Source organism: Burkholderia sp. THE68 (assembly GCF_009938265.1).
GTDB lineage: Bacteria > Pseudomonadota > Gammaproteobacteria > Burkholderiales > Burkholderiaceae > Caballeronia.
This window is the reverse complement of the sequence record NZ_AP022316.1, coordinates 215,683-229,857: the sequence shown is the minus strand read 5'-3', so window position 1 is coordinate 229,857 and position 14,175 is coordinate 215,683. Positions and strand designations below refer to the sequence as shown.

Annotated in this window: 11 protein-coding genes; 3 read left to right on the top strand and 8 right to left on the bottom strand. The window is 64.3% G+C overall.

Annotation, left to right across the window (positions count from 1 at the left end; translation table 11 throughout):
• Positions 1–20: 20 nt before the first annotated feature.
• Entirely contained in the window at positions 21–1,250 is a 1,230-nt protein-coding gene (locus BTHE68_RS14525) for an MFS transporter (RefSeq protein ID WP_162067052.1), read from the bottom strand.
• A 106-nt stretch (positions 1,251–1,356) separates the two neighbouring features.
• Here BTHE68_RS14525 and BTHE68_RS14520 point away from each other — a divergent pair, with 106 nt between their 5' ends.
• Positions 1,357–2,274 (top strand): LysR substrate-binding domain-containing protein, encoded by a 918-nt coding sequence (locus BTHE68_RS14520; RefSeq protein WP_162067051.1) that lies wholly within the window; start codon positions 1,357–1,359, stop codon positions 2,272–2,274.
• 7 nt (positions 2,275–2,281) lie between these two features.
• Here the strand turns inward: BTHE68_RS14520 and folE2 are convergent, their stop codons facing one another.
• The 4 genes from folE2 to BTHE68_RS14500 all read right to left on the bottom strand — a co-directional run bounded on the left by folE2 (position 2,282) and on the right by BTHE68_RS14500 (position 6,456).
• A complete protein-coding gene (gene folE2, locus BTHE68_RS14515) occupies positions 2,282–3,088 on the bottom strand; it encodes a GTP cyclohydrolase FolE2 (RefSeq protein WP_162067050.1) in 807 nt (268 codons plus the stop codon).
• A gap of 145 nt (positions 3,089–3,233) precedes the next feature.
• Positions 3,234–5,150, bottom strand: coding sequence for a 1-deoxy-D-xylulose-5-phosphate synthase (gene dxs / locus BTHE68_RS14510; protein ID WP_162067049.1), 1,917 nt, complete (start codon positions 5,148–5,150; stop codon positions 3,234–3,236).
• Positions 5,151–5,236: 86 nt separating this feature from the next.
• Positions 5,237–6,124 (bottom strand): polyprenyl synthetase family protein, encoded by an 888-nt coding sequence (locus BTHE68_RS14505; protein ID WP_162067048.1) that lies wholly within the window; start codon positions 6,122–6,124, stop codon positions 5,237–5,239.
• Positions 6,121–6,456: an exodeoxyribonuclease VII small subunit gene (locus tag BTHE68_RS14500; RefSeq protein WP_162067047.1), complete on the bottom strand. Its 336-nt coding sequence runs from the start codon at positions 6,454–6,456 to the stop codon at positions 6,121–6,123. Before BTHE68_RS14500 ends, BTHE68_RS14505 begins: the two co-directional genes overlap by 4 nt.
• 311 nt (positions 6,457–6,767) lie before the next feature.
• On the opposite strand from BTHE68_RS14500, the gene BTHE68_RS14495 reads away from it, so the two are divergent.
• Complete coding sequence (locus tag BTHE68_RS14495; RefSeq protein ID WP_162067046.1) at positions 6,768–7,874, top strand: aromatic ring-hydroxylating oxygenase subunit alpha; 1,107 nt, start codon at positions 6,768–6,770, stop codon at positions 7,872–7,874.
• A gap of 100 nt (positions 7,875–7,974) precedes the next feature.
• Complete coding sequence (locus tag BTHE68_RS14490; protein ID WP_162067045.1) at positions 7,975–8,844, top strand: sulfurtransferase; 870 nt, start codon at positions 7,975–7,977, stop codon at positions 8,842–8,844.
• 6 nt (positions 8,845–8,850) lie between these two features.
• Here BTHE68_RS14490 and BTHE68_RS14485 read toward each other — a convergent pair whose 3' ends face one another.
• The 3 genes from BTHE68_RS14485 to polA all read right to left on the bottom strand — a co-directional run bounded on the left by BTHE68_RS14485 (position 8,851) and on the right by polA (position 14,174).
• Positions 8,851–9,726, bottom strand: coding sequence for a dienelactone hydrolase family protein (locus BTHE68_RS14485; RefSeq protein WP_162067044.1), 876 nt, complete (start codon positions 9,724–9,726; stop codon positions 8,851–8,853).
• Positions 9,727–9,918: 192 nt separating this feature from the next.
• Positions 9,919–11,283, bottom strand: coding sequence for an NAD(P)/FAD-dependent oxidoreductase (locus BTHE68_RS14480; RefSeq protein WP_162067043.1), 1,365 nt, complete (start codon positions 11,281–11,283; stop codon positions 9,919–9,921).
• A gap of 152 nt (positions 11,284–11,435) precedes the next feature.
• Positions 11,436–14,174 (bottom strand): DNA polymerase I, encoded by a 2,739-nt coding sequence (gene polA, locus BTHE68_RS14475; protein ID WP_162068199.1) that lies wholly within the window; start codon positions 14,172–14,174, stop codon positions 11,436–11,438.
• Position 14,175: the final 1 nt, after the last annotated feature.

Here is a 14,175-nt window from a genome sequence, read left to right as displayed (position 1 = left end):
CGATTTCTCGGACGCACAGTTTAAGGTCGCGCGGGCTTCGGAAACAACAGCCACGCCAACGACGCGCACACGCCCGCCGCCAGCCATACGACAGGCCATGAACTGATCGCGAGCACCTGCGGAATGACGAGCGGCGTCACGAAAAACCCCGCGTACACCGCCGTGTTCGCCATGCCGAGCGCGGTGCCGGCGCGTGCGGTGCCGGCCAGCGTCGCCAGTTCCGTGTACGCGACGCCGTGCCACGCGGACACGCAGATGCCGGCGAACACGAGCATCGTCGAGAGCAGCAAGGGCGCACGCGCCGCGCCGCTCGCGATCGCCGCGGCCAGCACGACGAACGACATCGACGCCACGACTACCGACCCGCGCAAGTACGCGCGCCGATTGCCGCGCCGGTCCGTGTGACGGCCGCTCCACACGCGCATGGCCATCGCGCCGAGCTGGACCGCGCCCATCGTCGCGCTGATCGCCGTCACGCCGAAATGGCCGGCATCGTGCAGGAACACGGTCGCGAAGGTCAGCACCGCGAACTGCGGCACGCACAGGATGCCGATGCCAAGCACCACGCGCCAGACGAGCGCGTTCTTCAACGGCGCAGCGCCTTTGCTCGGCGCCGCGCGATGGACCGCGTCCGGCGGCTCATGCAGCCAGCGCCAGGCGAACGCGCCGGACACCGCGCACATCGCCGCCAGCGCGCCGTAGACCGCCGCGAAGCCATGCGACGAAGCCAGCCACGGCAGCAATGCCGCGCCGATCCCGCCACCGAGCGGCACCGCCGTCTGCCGGATGCTCATCGCGAGGCCGCGCTCGCCCTCGGCAAACCACGCCATCACCGCGCGCCCGCTCGATCCGTTGACGCTGCCGCCGAGGAGCCCCAGCGCGCACATCGCGAAGACGAGCCAGCCGAGCGTCGCCGATGACGGCACCGCGTACAGGCTCATCGCGACGAGCACCGCGGCCGTCGACAGCAAACCGGTCAGCAGCACGGGAAGATCGCCCCAGCGATCCGTCAGCACGCCCCACGGCAACTCGGAAAGCGCGACGCCCAGACCGAGCGCGCCGAGCGCGAGGCCCAGTTCGCCATTGCTCAGGTGATAGCCGCTGCGCATCCACACGGCGGTGGTCGGAATGCCGGCCGCCGCTGCCGAAAAGCTCGCGTTGGCCGCCACACCGACGCCGAGCACCTTCCAGCGATGCCCGCCGCCGAGCACGGGCGCATTTTTCGATTTCAGTACGAGAGGAGTGGCCATCACGCGGTCCATATCGGATTTGACTGCGACCAGTGTGCAGGCTTAGCATCGTCCTGAAAATCGCAAAGTTTTCAATCGATCATTCAGAAAATCAGGACGATAGTAAATGAGCCAGACGACCTTCGATCTCGCGGTGCTGCGCAGCTTCGTCGCCGGAATGGACTTGGGCAGCTTCGCGAAGGCAGCAGACCGCGTCGGACGTTCCACATCGGCAGTGAGCGCGCAGCTACGCAAGCTGGAGGAGCAGGCGGGCGCGCCGCTGTTTCGCAAGGCCGGACGCGGGCTGGCGCTCACCGACGCCGGCGAGGTGATGCTCGGTTACGCGCGGCGCCTGGTCGAACTGAACGACGAAGCCGCCGTGGCGATTCGCGGCGTCGATCTGGAAGGATGGATCCGGCTCGGCTTGCAGGAAGATTTCGGCGAAGTGGTATTGCCGGATGTGCTCGGCCGGTTTGCGCGGGCGCATCCGAAAGTGCGGATCGAAGCGCGGGTCGCGCGCAATACCGAATTGCTGGAGCGCATCGATTCCGGGCAACTCGATCTCGCGCTCGTGTGGGGCGCGAACGGCGTCACCGACGACAGCAACGCCGCGATGATCGCGGAACCGATCGCCGCGCCGCCGATGCGCTGGATCGCGTCATCGACGGTTCCGTGGCACTTCGACGCCGACGAACCCCTGCCGCTCATCGCGTTCGACCGGCCTTGCCTCTTTCACAGCGCTGCGGCGGCCGCGCTGGATCGCGCGGGCATCAAGTGGCGGGTCGCATTCACGAGCCCGAGCTTGTCAGGGCTGTGGGCAGCAGCAGCAGCGGGCTTGGGCGTCACCGTGCGTACGAGCTACGGATTGCCGTCGACGGTTCGCGCGCTCGACGCCGGCGAAGGCGGATTGCCCGCTCTGCCATCGATTCCGCTGGCGCTGCATCGCGCATCGGCAAGCGCGTCGCCGCCGGTCGAGCGGCTGGCTTCGCTCGTGATGGCATCGGTGCGGCAAGCGCACGTTCCATCGGAAACGGCGCTCGCCTGAGGCGAGCTCAGGCGTCGCGGCGCTTGTCCCGCTCGATCACCGCGTAGGCGCTGTGATTGTGGATCGACTCGAAGTTCTCCGCTTCGAGCACATACGCGACGATGCGCGCATCCGCGTTCAGGCGCGTCGCGATATCGCGCACGAGGTCTTCGACGAACTTGGGATTCTCATACGCGCGCTCGGTCACGAACTTCTCGTCCGGGCGCTTGAGCAAGCCCCACAGTTCGCACGACGCCTCTTCCTCCGCGATTCGAATCAGATCCTCGATCGCGATATCCTCGCTCAGCTCCGCCGTGATGGTGACGTGCGAGCGCTGGTTGTGCGCGCCATACTGCGAAATCTGCTTCGAACACGGGCACAGACTCGTCACGGGCACGAGCACCTTGATCGACATGCGCGTGTCGCCGTCGCGCCGCTCCGCGATGAACGTCACTTCGTAGTCCAGCAGGCTCTTCACGCCCGAGACCGGCGCGGTCTTCATCACGAAGTACGGCAACGTCACTTCGATACGGCCGGAATGCGCTTCGAGCTTCGCCAGCATCAGCGCGAGCAATCCGCGCAGCGCGTGCTGATCGAGCGGCAGGCGGTTTTCTTCCAGCAAAGCGACGAAACGCGACATATGCGTGCCCTTTTGCTCGGCAGGCAGATGAACGTCGAGATTCCATACGCCGACGGTCGGTTTAAGCCCGTCTTCCGTCAATACCGTCAGCGGGTAGCGCACGCCCTTTACGCCGACGCGCTGAATCGCGATCTGACGTGTGTCGGGGGTGCTCTGGACGTCGGGCATCACGAAGGCGGGATTCATCTGATTCATTTTGTTTTGTCCTTATGCGCCGCGCGTCGCGCAAGACGCGAGCGGTTCGAAACGTTCAAGCGCACACGGCGCGGGACGATGCCCGCGCCGTGTGCCAAAGCGTTGATACGCGGCGCGCCCCGAGCGCGCCGTCTTCAGCGACGCGTCAGGCGACGCGCTTGGTCAGCTTGCCTGCGTTGGCGCTTTCGATTGCATCGAGAAAGCGTTCGCGAATCGAGCGCGCGATGCCGGCCGCGTCTAGTCCGACGCTCGACAGCAGCTTGGCCGGATCGCCGTGGTCGATGAAAACGTCCGGCAGGCCGAGTTGCAGCACGGGTTTGATGATCGAGCTGGCGAGCAGCGCTTCGACGCACGCGGAACCCGCGCCGCCCATGATCGCGCCTTCCTCGATTGTCACGATGGCGTCGTGCGTCGCGGCGAGTTCGCGCAGCAGGTCGGCGTCGACCGGCTTCACGAAGCGCATGTTGGCGACGGTCAGATCGAGTTCTTCCGCCGCTGCGAGCGACGGCGCGACCATCGTGCCGAACGCGCAGATCGCGATGCGCTTGCCCGAGCCGAGCTTCTGCGACGACTCGCGGCGAATCTCGCCCCGGCCGAGGGGAATCGCGGTCATCTGCTTGACCGTCGCGACGCCGGTGCCCGCGCCGCGCGGATAGCGCACTGCCGTCGGGTTCGGCTGCTGCAAGGCCGTGTAGAGCATCTGGCGGCACTCGTTCTCATCCGATGCGGCCATCACGGTCATGTTCGGAATGCAGCGCAGGAAGGCGAGATCGTAGTTGCCAGCGTGCGTCGCGCCATCCGCGCCGACGAGACCCGCGCGATCGATCGCGAACACGACCGGCAGATTCTGCAGCGCGACGTCGTGGATCAGCTGGTCGTAGCCGCGTTGCAGGAAGGTCGAATAGATCGCGACGACGGGCTTCATGCCGTCCGCCGCGAGACCGCCCGCGAACGTGACCGCATGCTGCTCGGCGATGCCGACATCGAAATAACGATCCGGGAAGCGCTTCTCGAACTCGACCATGCCGGAGCCTTCGCGCATCGCCGGCGTGATGCCGACCACGCGCGAATCCTGCGCTGCGGCGTCGCACAGCCACTCGCCGAACACTTGCGTATAGGTCTTCTTCGAAGGCGCCGTCGACGGCTTGATGCCTTCAGCCGGATTGAATTTGCCCGGACCGTGATAAAGCACCGGATCGGCTTCGGCGAGCTTGTAGCCCTGGCCTTTCTTCGTGACGACGTGCAGGAATTGCGGGCCGCGCAGTTCCTTGATGTTTTGCAGCGTCGGGATCAGCGAATCGAGATCGTGACCGTCGATCGGCCCGATGTAGTTGAAGCCGAATTCCTCGAACAGCGTGGCCGGCACGATCATGCCCTTCGCGTGCTCTTCGAGCTTGCGGGCGAGGTCGAGCACCGGCGGCGCGTGACGCAGCACGCGTTCCACGCCCGCGCGCGCGGCGGCGTAGAAGCGGCCCGACATCAGGCGCGCGAGATGGCGATTCAACGCGCCGACCGGCGGCGAGATCGACATGTCGTTGTCGTTGAGGATGACGAGCAGCGGGACGTCGTCGGCGACGCCTGCGTTGTTCATCGCCTCGAAAGCCATGCCGGCGGTCATCGCGCCGTCGCCGATCACGGCGATCGAGAAGCGGTTGTCGCCCTGCAGCTTGTTGGCGATCGCCATGCCGAGCGCCGCCGAAATCGACGTGCTGGAGTGCGCGGTGCCGAAGGTGTCGAATTCGGACTCGGAGCGTCGCGGGAAGCCGGAAATGCCGCCCAGTTGACGCAGGCCCGGCATCTGATCGCGACGGCCCGTCAGGATCTTGTGCGGATACGTCTGATGGCCGACATCCCATACGATGCGGTCATTAGGCGTATCGAACACATAGTGCAACGCGATCGTCAGCTCGACCGTGCCCAGATTGGACGACAGATGGCCGCCCGTCTGGGACACGCTGTCGAGCACGTAGGCCCGCAGCTCGTCGGCCAGCGGTTGCAGTTGGCGGCGATCGAGGGCCCGCAAATCGGCCGGATCGTCGATGGTTTTCAGCAAGTCGTACATCGTCGTCCCATTTTAGGAAAACTGGCGTGATTCGTTCGGCGCGATTATGTCTCTTCTCGCCGTGGGGTTCGTCACGCGTTCAACAATCAATTCACCCGGTTCACGACCAGATCGGCGAGTTCGGCCAGACGCTGGCCGCGTGCGCCGAACGGCTGGACCGCGGCATGCGCGTCGCGACCGAGTTGCGCGGCGAGTTCGCGCGATGCATCGAGCCCGATGATCGACACGTAAGTGGGTTTGTCGTGCTGCGCGTCCTTGCCGGCGGTCTTGCCGAGCGTGGCGGAGTCGGCGGTGACGTCCAGGATATCGTCGACGACCTGGAAAGCGAGGCCGACGGCGGCGGCGTAATCGTCCAGCGACGCGAGCGCTTCCGCGTCCGGAAGCGCGCCCGCGAGCGCGCCCATACGCACCGACGCGCGCAACAGCGCACCCGTTTTCTTGCGATGCATCGTCTCGAGCTCGGGGCGCGTCAGCTTGCGCCCGACGCTTTCGAGGTCGATCGCCTGACCGCCCGCCATGCCGAGCGAGCCGCTCGCGAGCGCCAGTTCGCGCACGAGCGCGGCTTGCTGAGCATCGTTCAGACCATTGCCCGCGGCCGTCAATGCGACGAACGCCTGCGATTGCAGCGCGTCGCCGACCAGCAGTGCCGTCGCTTCGTCATATTGGATGTGTACCGTGGGCTTACCCCGGCGCAGTGCGTCGTCGTCCATGGCGGGCATGTCATCATGCACCAGCGAATAGACGTGAATCATCTCGAGCGCGGCGCTCGCCGCTTCCACCGCGTGCGTGCTCGCGCCGGTCAGCTCGCCCGCCGCGTGGACCAGGAGCGGCCGCACGCGCTTGCCGCCGCCCAGCACGGCATAGCGCATCGCTTCGTGCAGGCGCGCGGGCGCGACGTCCGTGCCCGGAAGATAGTGTTCGAGTGCCGTCTCGACGCGATCGAGCGTCGCGCGCATCCATTGTTCGAAGGTCATAGGTCGTCGTCCCCGTTGTCGTTTGTCGCTCCGGCACCCTGGGTGGCGCGCTGTACCTCGGCGGGCAGCGGCTTGAGCGTCTCGCCGTCGAGCACGCGTACCTGCTGCTCGACTTTCTCGAGCTGCTGTTGGCAAAAGCCCACAAGCGCCGCGCCGCGGCGATACGCCGCGAGCGATTCCTCGAGACTCAGCGCGCCCTCTTCCATGCGCGCGACGAGCGATTCGAGTTCTGCCAGCGCTGCCTCGTAGTTTTCCGGAAGCTGCGCGGCGTCCGCGCTCTGTGCGTCGGCGCCGGTTTTGTCGCCTGTTTCCTGGACAGCGGTCTTCGCCATGAATCGTGGATGTGCAATTGAATTTTTGGAACCAAGTCGCACATTCTACGGCAAAAGCCAAATTTTCGACCCGCATCCCGTCCGCATCGAACGCTGGCGTTCGGATTGCGGCATTTTCTCCCGATCCTTGCACGATGCGCCACAGGCACGCGCTCTTGCTGCGATTGCGAGGAACTCTCGCGACAATTTATACCCAAATCAAGACCTTAAGCACCCCAAGGAGGGGGATTTCGGTATAATCGCGGGCTCCCTAAATCGAATCTTCGATGGTTGGGTTGTTCACTGCTTTCACGTTTTCATCGGGAGTGGGAATGTCCAATCTGAGCAATGCATTGCAGCTGAACGCCATTCACAGTCAGCTGCCAGTCACGGCTTACTTTGACGAAGCGCTTCTTGCGCGCGAACTCGACACACTTTTCAAGCAGGGTCCTCGCTACATCGGGCACGAACTCATGGTGCCCGAAGCGGGAAACTATTTCGCGCTTCCGGGCGAGGGCGAAGGGCGTGTGCTCGTTCGTAATCAGCAGAACAATATCGAACTGCTGTCGAACGTGTGCCGCCATCGCCAGGCGATCATGCTCAATGGCCGCGGCAGCGCGGACAACATCGTCTGCCCGCTGCACCGCTGGACCTACAATCTCGACGGTCAACTGCTCGGCGCGCCGCATTTCGCGGACAAGCCCTGCCTGAACCTCGGCAAGACGCCGCTGCAGAACTGGCAAGGCCTGCTCTTCGAGTCGGAGGGCCGCAACGTCGCGGCCGATCTCGCGAAGCTGGGTACCGCGAAACATTTCGACTTTTCGGGCTTCATGTTCGATCACGTCGAGGTTCACGAGTGCAACTACAACTGGAAGACCTTCATCGAGGTCTATCTGGAGGACTATCACGTCGCGCCGTTCCATCCGGGCCTCGGCAGCTTCGTGTCGTGCGACAACCTCGAGTGGGAATTCGGCGACTGGTACAGCGTGCAGACCGTCGGCGTCCACAAGAATCTGGAGAAACCGGGCAGCCCGACGTACCGCAAGTGGCACGACGAAGTCCTGCGTTTCCGCAACGGCACGCCGCCCGAATTCGGCGCGATCTGGATGGTGTATTACCCCGGTCTGATGATCGAGTGGTATCCGCACGTGCTGGTCGTGTCGTGGCTCATTCCGCAGGGCACGCAGAAAACAACGAACATCGTCGAGTTCTATTACCCCGAGGAAATCGCGCTCTTCGAGCGTGAGTTCATCGAGGCGGAGCGCGCCGCGTACATGGAAACCGCGCGCGAGGACGACGAAATCGCAGAGCGCATGGACGCCGGCCGGCGCGCGCTGATGGCGCGCGGCGAGAATCAGGTCGGGCCGTACCAGAGCCCGATGGAATCCGGCATGCAGCATTTCCACGAGTTCCTGCGGCATCGACTCGGGTCTATCTGACGGCAGTCGAGTGATCGGGAAAAGACGGGCTTTCGAGCCCGTTTTTTCTTTTAGACTATTGGCTCATCCCCGCATCACACGCGCCGATTCAGGAGCCGTCATGCCGCACACTCACTACACCACGCTCATCTCGGCGACCAATCTCGCCGAACGGCTCGCCGCCGCGCCCGGCAGCGTGCTCGTCTTCGATTGCCGCTTCGATCTCGCCGCGCCCGAATCGGGCGAAGCCGCTTACGCGCAAGGGCACATTCCCGGCGCGCACTATCTCCATCTGGATCGCGATCTGTCCGGCGTCAAGACCGGCACGAACGGGCGTCATCCGTTGCCCGAGCGCGCCGCGCTCGTCGCGAAGCTGGCGAGCTTCGGCCTGAAGGAAGGCCAGCAAGTGGCCGCCTACGACGCCCACGGCGGCATGTACGCGGCGCGCGTCTGGTGGCTGCTGCGCTGGCTCGGGCACGATTCCGTCGCGCTGCTCGACGGCGGCCTGCAGGCATGGGAAGCCGCGGGCAAGCCGCTCGACACGGCCGTGCCGCCGAAGACGCAAGGCACGTTCAAGGCCGGCGCGCCGCTTCAGGTGACGATCGACGCCCAGGCGATCGAGCGCAGCATCGGCACGCGCGATCATCTGCTGATCGATGCCCGCGCCGCCGACCGCTATCGCGGCGAGAACGAGACGATCGATCCCGTCGGCGGGCATATTCCCGGCGCGCTCAATCACTTCTTCAAGAACAACCTGACGCCCGAAGGCCGCTTCAAGACCGCTCACGAGTTGCGCGAGGCGTTCGGCTCGCTGGTCGGCACGGTGCCGGCGGACCGCATCGTCCTGCAATGCGGCTCGGGCGTGACGGCCTGCCATAACGCGCTCGCGATGGAAATCGCCGGCCTGCACGGCGCGGCGCTTTATCCGGGCTCGTGGAGCGAATGGAGCGCCGATCCGGGACGGCCCGTCGCGACCGGCCCGACGCCCTGAAGCGCGTTATTTGACGCCGTGCTCGCGGAACCACGCGAGCGCGCGCTTCCAGCCGTCCTCGGCGTCGGCCTTGCGATAACTCGGACGATAATCCGCGAAGAACGCGTGCGGCGCGTCGTCGTAGACGACGAACTGCGAGTTCTTCGCGGGCGGCGGGTCGTTCGCGAGCGCCTGCTTCATCTGCTCGATGCTGTCCTGCGGAATGCTCTGATCCTGCCGACCATACAGCCCGAGCACCGGCACTTTGAGCTGGCTCGCGAGGTCGATGGGATTGCTCGGCGTGTTCTCGGTCTTGTTGCCGACGAGCCGCCCGTACCACGCCACCGCCGCCTTCAGATTGGGATTGTGCTCGGCGTAGAGCCACGCGATGCGCCCGCCCCAGCAGAACCCCGTAATGCCGACGCGCTTCGGATCGCCGCCGTGCTCGCCCGCCCATTTGACGGTCTGATCGATGTCGGAGATCACCTGCGCATCGGGCACTTTCGACACGAGCTGCTCGTTGAGCTGCTGCATCGACTTGTACGCCGTGGCATCGCCCTGACGCGTATAGAGATCCGGCGCAATCGCCAGATAGCCCTGCTTCGCGAAGCGCCGGCACACATCGGCGATATGCTCGTGCACGCCGAAAATCTCGTGAATCACGATGACTACCGGCAGATGCGTCTTGCCCTTCGGCTGCGCGCGATAAGCCGGCACGAGCGTACCGTCCGCGCCGCGAATGCCGATGGCGCCGGCCTCCAGCCCATCGGTATCGGTATGAATGGTCTGCGCGGACACCGGCAGCACCGCAGCCGCAAAACCGGTGCCGAAGGTTGCCTTGATGAAGGTGCGCCGATTGAACGGCACGTGCGGAATGAGGCTGTCGACTTCAGGGTCTAGCATGGAGAAACTCCCGCGGCAGGGCCGTCGCGGCGCGTGCTCGATCGCGCGACGGCGTGAATCGTTGAAATCCGCACGACATGGACAAGGCATCATGACGCACGGTGCTGCACGACGATGAAGGCGCGTTATGCATTAAGCGCGCCGCCCATTCTAAACAGCATTCAACGAATCGCGCAGGCGTTCTATTCCGCGTCAGTGCAACTTCACGCGCGGCGCGGTGGAGCGGCGCAGCCAGTGCGCGACGGTATCGAGCACCATGCGCGCATAGCCGTGCAGCGCGGCGATGTGCAGCCGGTAGAGCGACATGTACATGAAGCGCGCGAAGAGCCCCTCGATCAGCATGTTGCCGCCGATCAGCCCGCCCATCAGACTGCCGACCGCGCTGTAATGCCCGAGCGACACCAGCGAGCCGAAGTCGCGATAGGTGTATTCGGGAAGCGGTTTGCCCTGCAACATCCGCTCGAACGACTTGAACAGAAAGCTGGCTTGCTGATGCGCGGCCTGCGCGCGCGGCGGCACATTGCGCTCATTGCCGGGCCACGGACACGCCGCGCAATCGCCGAGCGCGAAGACGTTGTCGTCAGTTTCGGTTTGCAGCGTGCGGCGCACGACGAGCTGGCCGAGGCGGTTGGTCGGCAAGCCTTCGAGATTGGTGAGGATCGCGGGGGCCTTGATGCCCGCCGCCCAGACCGTGAGATCCGCGCGTATCGCCTTGCCGCTCGCCGTGTGGATGGTATCGCGCGAGACCTGCGCGACCGTCTCGCCCGTCATCAGCTTCACGCCGAGCTTGGTGAGCAGCTCCGCCGTCGCGCTCGACACGCGCTCCTGTAGCGCGGGCAAAATGCGCGGCCCCGCCTCGATCAGCACGATGCCGATATCGTGTTTCGGATCGAGCTTGTGCAAGCCGTACGCGGACAGCACTTGCGCCGTGTTGCGCAGTTCGGCCGACAATTCGACGCCCGTGGCGCCCGCGCCGACGATCGCCACCTGGATACGCGGCAGCGGATCCACACCCGGTTCGTCCTCGCCCTCCTCGACGCCCGCCGCGACAGGCTCCGGCGCGAAATGCTCCGCGCGCATGCACGCCGCGATCAGGCGCTTGCGAAAGAGCTCGGCCTGACCGACTGTATCGAGCGCGATCGAGTTCTGCTGCGCGCCTTCGACGCCGAAGAAATGCGTCGTACTGCCGATGGCGATGACGAGCGTGTCGTACTCCAGTTCGCGCTCGGGCAGGAGTTCACCCGCTTCTTCATCGCGCAACGCGCCGATCGTAATGCGCTTCGTCGCGCGATTCAGCCCGACGAGTTCGCCCTGCTGAAATTCGAAGCCGTGCCACAGCGCCTGCGCCGCGTATTCGAGTTCCTGCGTGAACGGGTCCATGCTGCCCGCCGCGACTTCATGCAGAAGCGGCTTCCAGATATGGGTCGGATTGCGGTCGACGAGCGTGACTTGCGCTTTTGGCGGAGTCTTGCCGTCCGTCGAGCCGAAACGGTCGCCGAGACGCGTCGCGAGTTCGAGGCCGCCGGCCCCTCCGCCGACGATGATGAAGCGATGCATGGCACTCTCCCTGTCCTTTTATATTCGACCGACTATCGTTGTTGCTTTCCTCTATTGACTTATTGTGCGTGAGCTTCGATGACAGTCACAAGCGTGTCACCGAGATGTCGGGCATACGCGACATCCGCCGCGCATGCCTTGCGCAAAGTATTTCAGTGCGCTTCTTCCCAATTGTTGCCGACACCCACTTCCGCGACGAGCGGCACCTTCAGCTTCGCGACGCTGCACATCAATTCAGGTAAGCGCTTCCTGACATCGGGCAGCGCTTCCTCCGGCACTTCGAGCACGAGTTCATCGTGAACCTGCATGATCATCTTCGCGCCGATGCCCGAGCTTTCGAGCCAGTCCTGCACGGCGATCATCGACAGCTTGATGAGGTCCGCCGCGGTGCCCTGCATCGGCGCATTGATCGCGGCGCGCTCGGCCGCCTGACGACGCGGCCCGCTGCCGCCGTTGATCTCGGGCAGCCACAGGCGACGGCCGAATACGGTTTCGACGAAGCCGTTGGCCTTCGCGCTCATGCGCGTGTTCTCCATATACGCCGCAACGCCCGGATAACGCGCGAAATAGCGGTCGATATACAGCTTCGCGGCATCGCGCGTGATGCCGAGATTCGATGCGAGCCCGAACGAACTCATGCCGTAGATCAAACCGAAGTTGATGACCTTCGCGATGCGCCGCTGATCGTTGTCGACTTCGAGCGGCGTGACGCTGAACACTTCCGATGCCGTCGCGCGATGCACGTCCTCGCCTTCCTTGAACGCACGCATCAGCGATGCGTCGCCAGAGATATGCGCCATGATGCGCAACTCGATCTGCGAGTAATCGGCCGATACGATCTTGCTGCCCGGCGGCGCGATGAACGCCTCGCGAATGCGCCGCCCTTCGCCCGTACGCACCGGAATGTTCTGCAGGTTCGGTTCGTTCGACGACAGGCGTCCCGTCACCGCGACGGCCTGCGCATAGTTCGTATGCACACGCCCCGTCGAGGCATTCACCATGCGCGGCAGCTTGTCCGTATAGGTGGATTTGAGCTTCGACAGGCCGCGATGCTCGAGCAGCACCTTCGGCAGCGGATAGTCGTCGGCGAGCTTTTGCAGCACTTCTTCATCGGTGGAAGGCGCGCCGCTCGGCGTCTTCTTCACGACCGGCAATTGCAGCTTCTCGAAGAAGATCTGGCCGATCTGTTTCGGCGAGCCGAGATTGAATTCGCCGCCCGCGAGTTCATACGCCTGCGCCTGCAGTTCGATGAGACGCTTCGCGATCTCGTTGCTTTGCGTATCGAGTCTCTGGCGATCGATCAGTACTCCGTTACGCTCCATCTTGCGCAGCACGCGCGAGGTCGGCAACTCGATGTCGCGATAGACGCGCAGCAAGCCTTCCTCTTGCGCCACTTGCGGATACAGCGCGTGATGCAGACGCAGCGTGATATCGGCATCTTCCGCTGCGTAGGCCGATGCCTTGTCGAGCGGCACTTCATCGAAGCCGATCTGCGACGCGCCCTTGCCCGCGACGTCTTCGTACTTGATCGTCTTCACGCCGAGATGGCGCAACGCGAGGTTGTCCATGTCGTGCGGGCGATGCGATTCGAGCACATACGACTGCAACAGCGTGTCGTGCTCGACGCCGCGCAATTCGATGCCGTAATTGGCAAGCACATGCTCGTCGTACTTCAGATGCTGACCGACCTTTTTCTTCGAGGCATCTTCGAGCCACGGCTTGAGCTTCGCGAGCACATCATCGCGCGGCAATTGCTCGGGCGCGTCCGGCCCGCGATGCGCGACCGGAATGTAGGCCGCGTGTCCCGGCTCGGTCGAAATCGACACGCCGACGATCTGCGCGGTCATCGGGTCGAGCGAGGTCGTCTCGCTGTCGAACGACGTGATCTCCGCCTCATTGATGCGCGCGAGCCACGCGTCGAACTGCTCCCACGTCTGCACCGTCTCGTAGTGATGCACAATCTCGGTCACTTCGGCGGGCGGCGTGTCCGTCGGGCCTTCCACGGCGTCGGCGATTTCGACTTCGCGCAGCCAGGTCTTGAAGCCATGACGCATGAACACATCGCGCAACTCGTCGCGCGACTCGGGACGCGTCGCGAGCGTGCCGTCGATCGACTCGATCTGCGAAGCGAGGTCGCATTCCGTGTGCACGGTGACGAGCTTTCTGGCCATCGGCAGGAAGCCGAGAGCCTTGCGCAGATTGTCTCCTACCGCACCTTTGATCTCGTTCGCATGTTCTACGATGCCATCAAGGGTGTCGTATTGCGTGAGCCACTTGAGCGCCGTTTTGGGACCGCATTTCTCGACGCCCGGCACGTTGTCGACGGTATCGCCGATGAGCGACAGATAGTCGACGATACGCTCCGGCGGCACGCCGAACTTGGCGAGCACGCCTGCGCGATCGAGCGTTTCGTTGGTCATCGTATTGATGAGGGTGACATGATCCGTCACGAGCTGAGCCAGATCCTTGTCGCCCGTCGACACGATCACCTTCATGCCGCGCTTCTCGGCCTCCACGGCGAGCGTGCCGATGACGTCGTCGGCCTCGACGCCCTCGATCATCACGAGGGGCCAGCCGAGCGCGCGCACGGCGACGTGAATGGGTTCGATCTGTCTGGAGAGGTCTTCTGGCATCGAAGGACGGTTGGCCTTGTAGTCGGCGTACCAGTCGTCGCGGAAAGTCTTGCCTTTGGCATCAAATACGCACGCGCTATACTCTGCATTGATTTCGCGCCGCAAGCGCCGCAGCATGTTGATCATTCCGTACAGAGCGCCGGTGGGGCCGCCGTCGGGGCCACGCAGGTCCGGCATCGCATGGTAGGCCCGGTACAAGTAACTAGAACCGTCGACCAATAGCAGGGTCTTACCTTCAAGACTTAGTTCTTCAGGCATT

What these genes read in the sequence shown, in the direction of transcription:
- BTHE68_RS14505 (WP_162067048.1), bottom strand. Translation starts at nt 6,124, where the DNA reads ATGACCTTCGAACAATGGATGCGCGCGACGCTCGATCGCGTCGAGACG.
- dxs (WP_162067049.1), bottom strand. Translation starts at nt 5,150, where the DNA reads ATGTACGACTTGCTGAAAACCATCGACGATCCGGCCGATTTGCGGGCC.
- polA (WP_162068199.1), bottom strand. Translation starts at nt 14,174, where the DNA reads ATGCCTGAAGAACTAAGTCTTGAAGGTAAGACCCTGCTATTGGTCGAC.
- BTHE68_RS14525 (WP_162067052.1), bottom strand. Translation starts at nt 1,250, where the DNA reads ATGGCCACTCCTCTCGTACTGAAATCGAAAAATGCGCCCGTGCTCGGC.
- BTHE68_RS14485 (WP_162067044.1), bottom strand. Translation starts at nt 9,726, where the DNA reads ATGCTAGACCCTGAAGTCGACAGCCTCATTCCGCACGTGCCGTTCAAT.
- BTHE68_RS14495 (WP_162067046.1), top strand. Translation starts at nt 6,768, where the DNA reads ATGTCCAATCTGAGCAATGCATTGCAGCTGAACGCCATTCACAGTCAG.
- folE2 (WP_162067050.1), bottom strand. Translation starts at nt 3,088, where the DNA reads ATGAATCAGATGAATCCCGCCTTCGTGATGCCCGACGTCCAGAGCACC.
- BTHE68_RS14500 (WP_162067047.1), bottom strand. Translation starts at nt 6,456, where the DNA reads ATGGCGAAGACCGCTGTCCAGGAAACAGGCGACAAAACCGGCGCCGAC.
- BTHE68_RS14480 (WP_162067043.1), bottom strand. Translation starts at nt 11,283, where the DNA reads ATGCATCGCTTCATCATCGTCGGCGGAGGGGCCGGCGGCCTCGAACTC.
- BTHE68_RS14490 (WP_162067045.1), top strand. Translation starts at nt 7,975, where the DNA reads ATGCCGCACACTCACTACACCACGCTCATCTCGGCGACCAATCTCGCC.
- BTHE68_RS14520 (WP_162067051.1), top strand. Translation starts at nt 1,357, where the DNA reads ATGAGCCAGACGACCTTCGATCTCGCGGTGCTGCGCAGCTTCGTCGCC.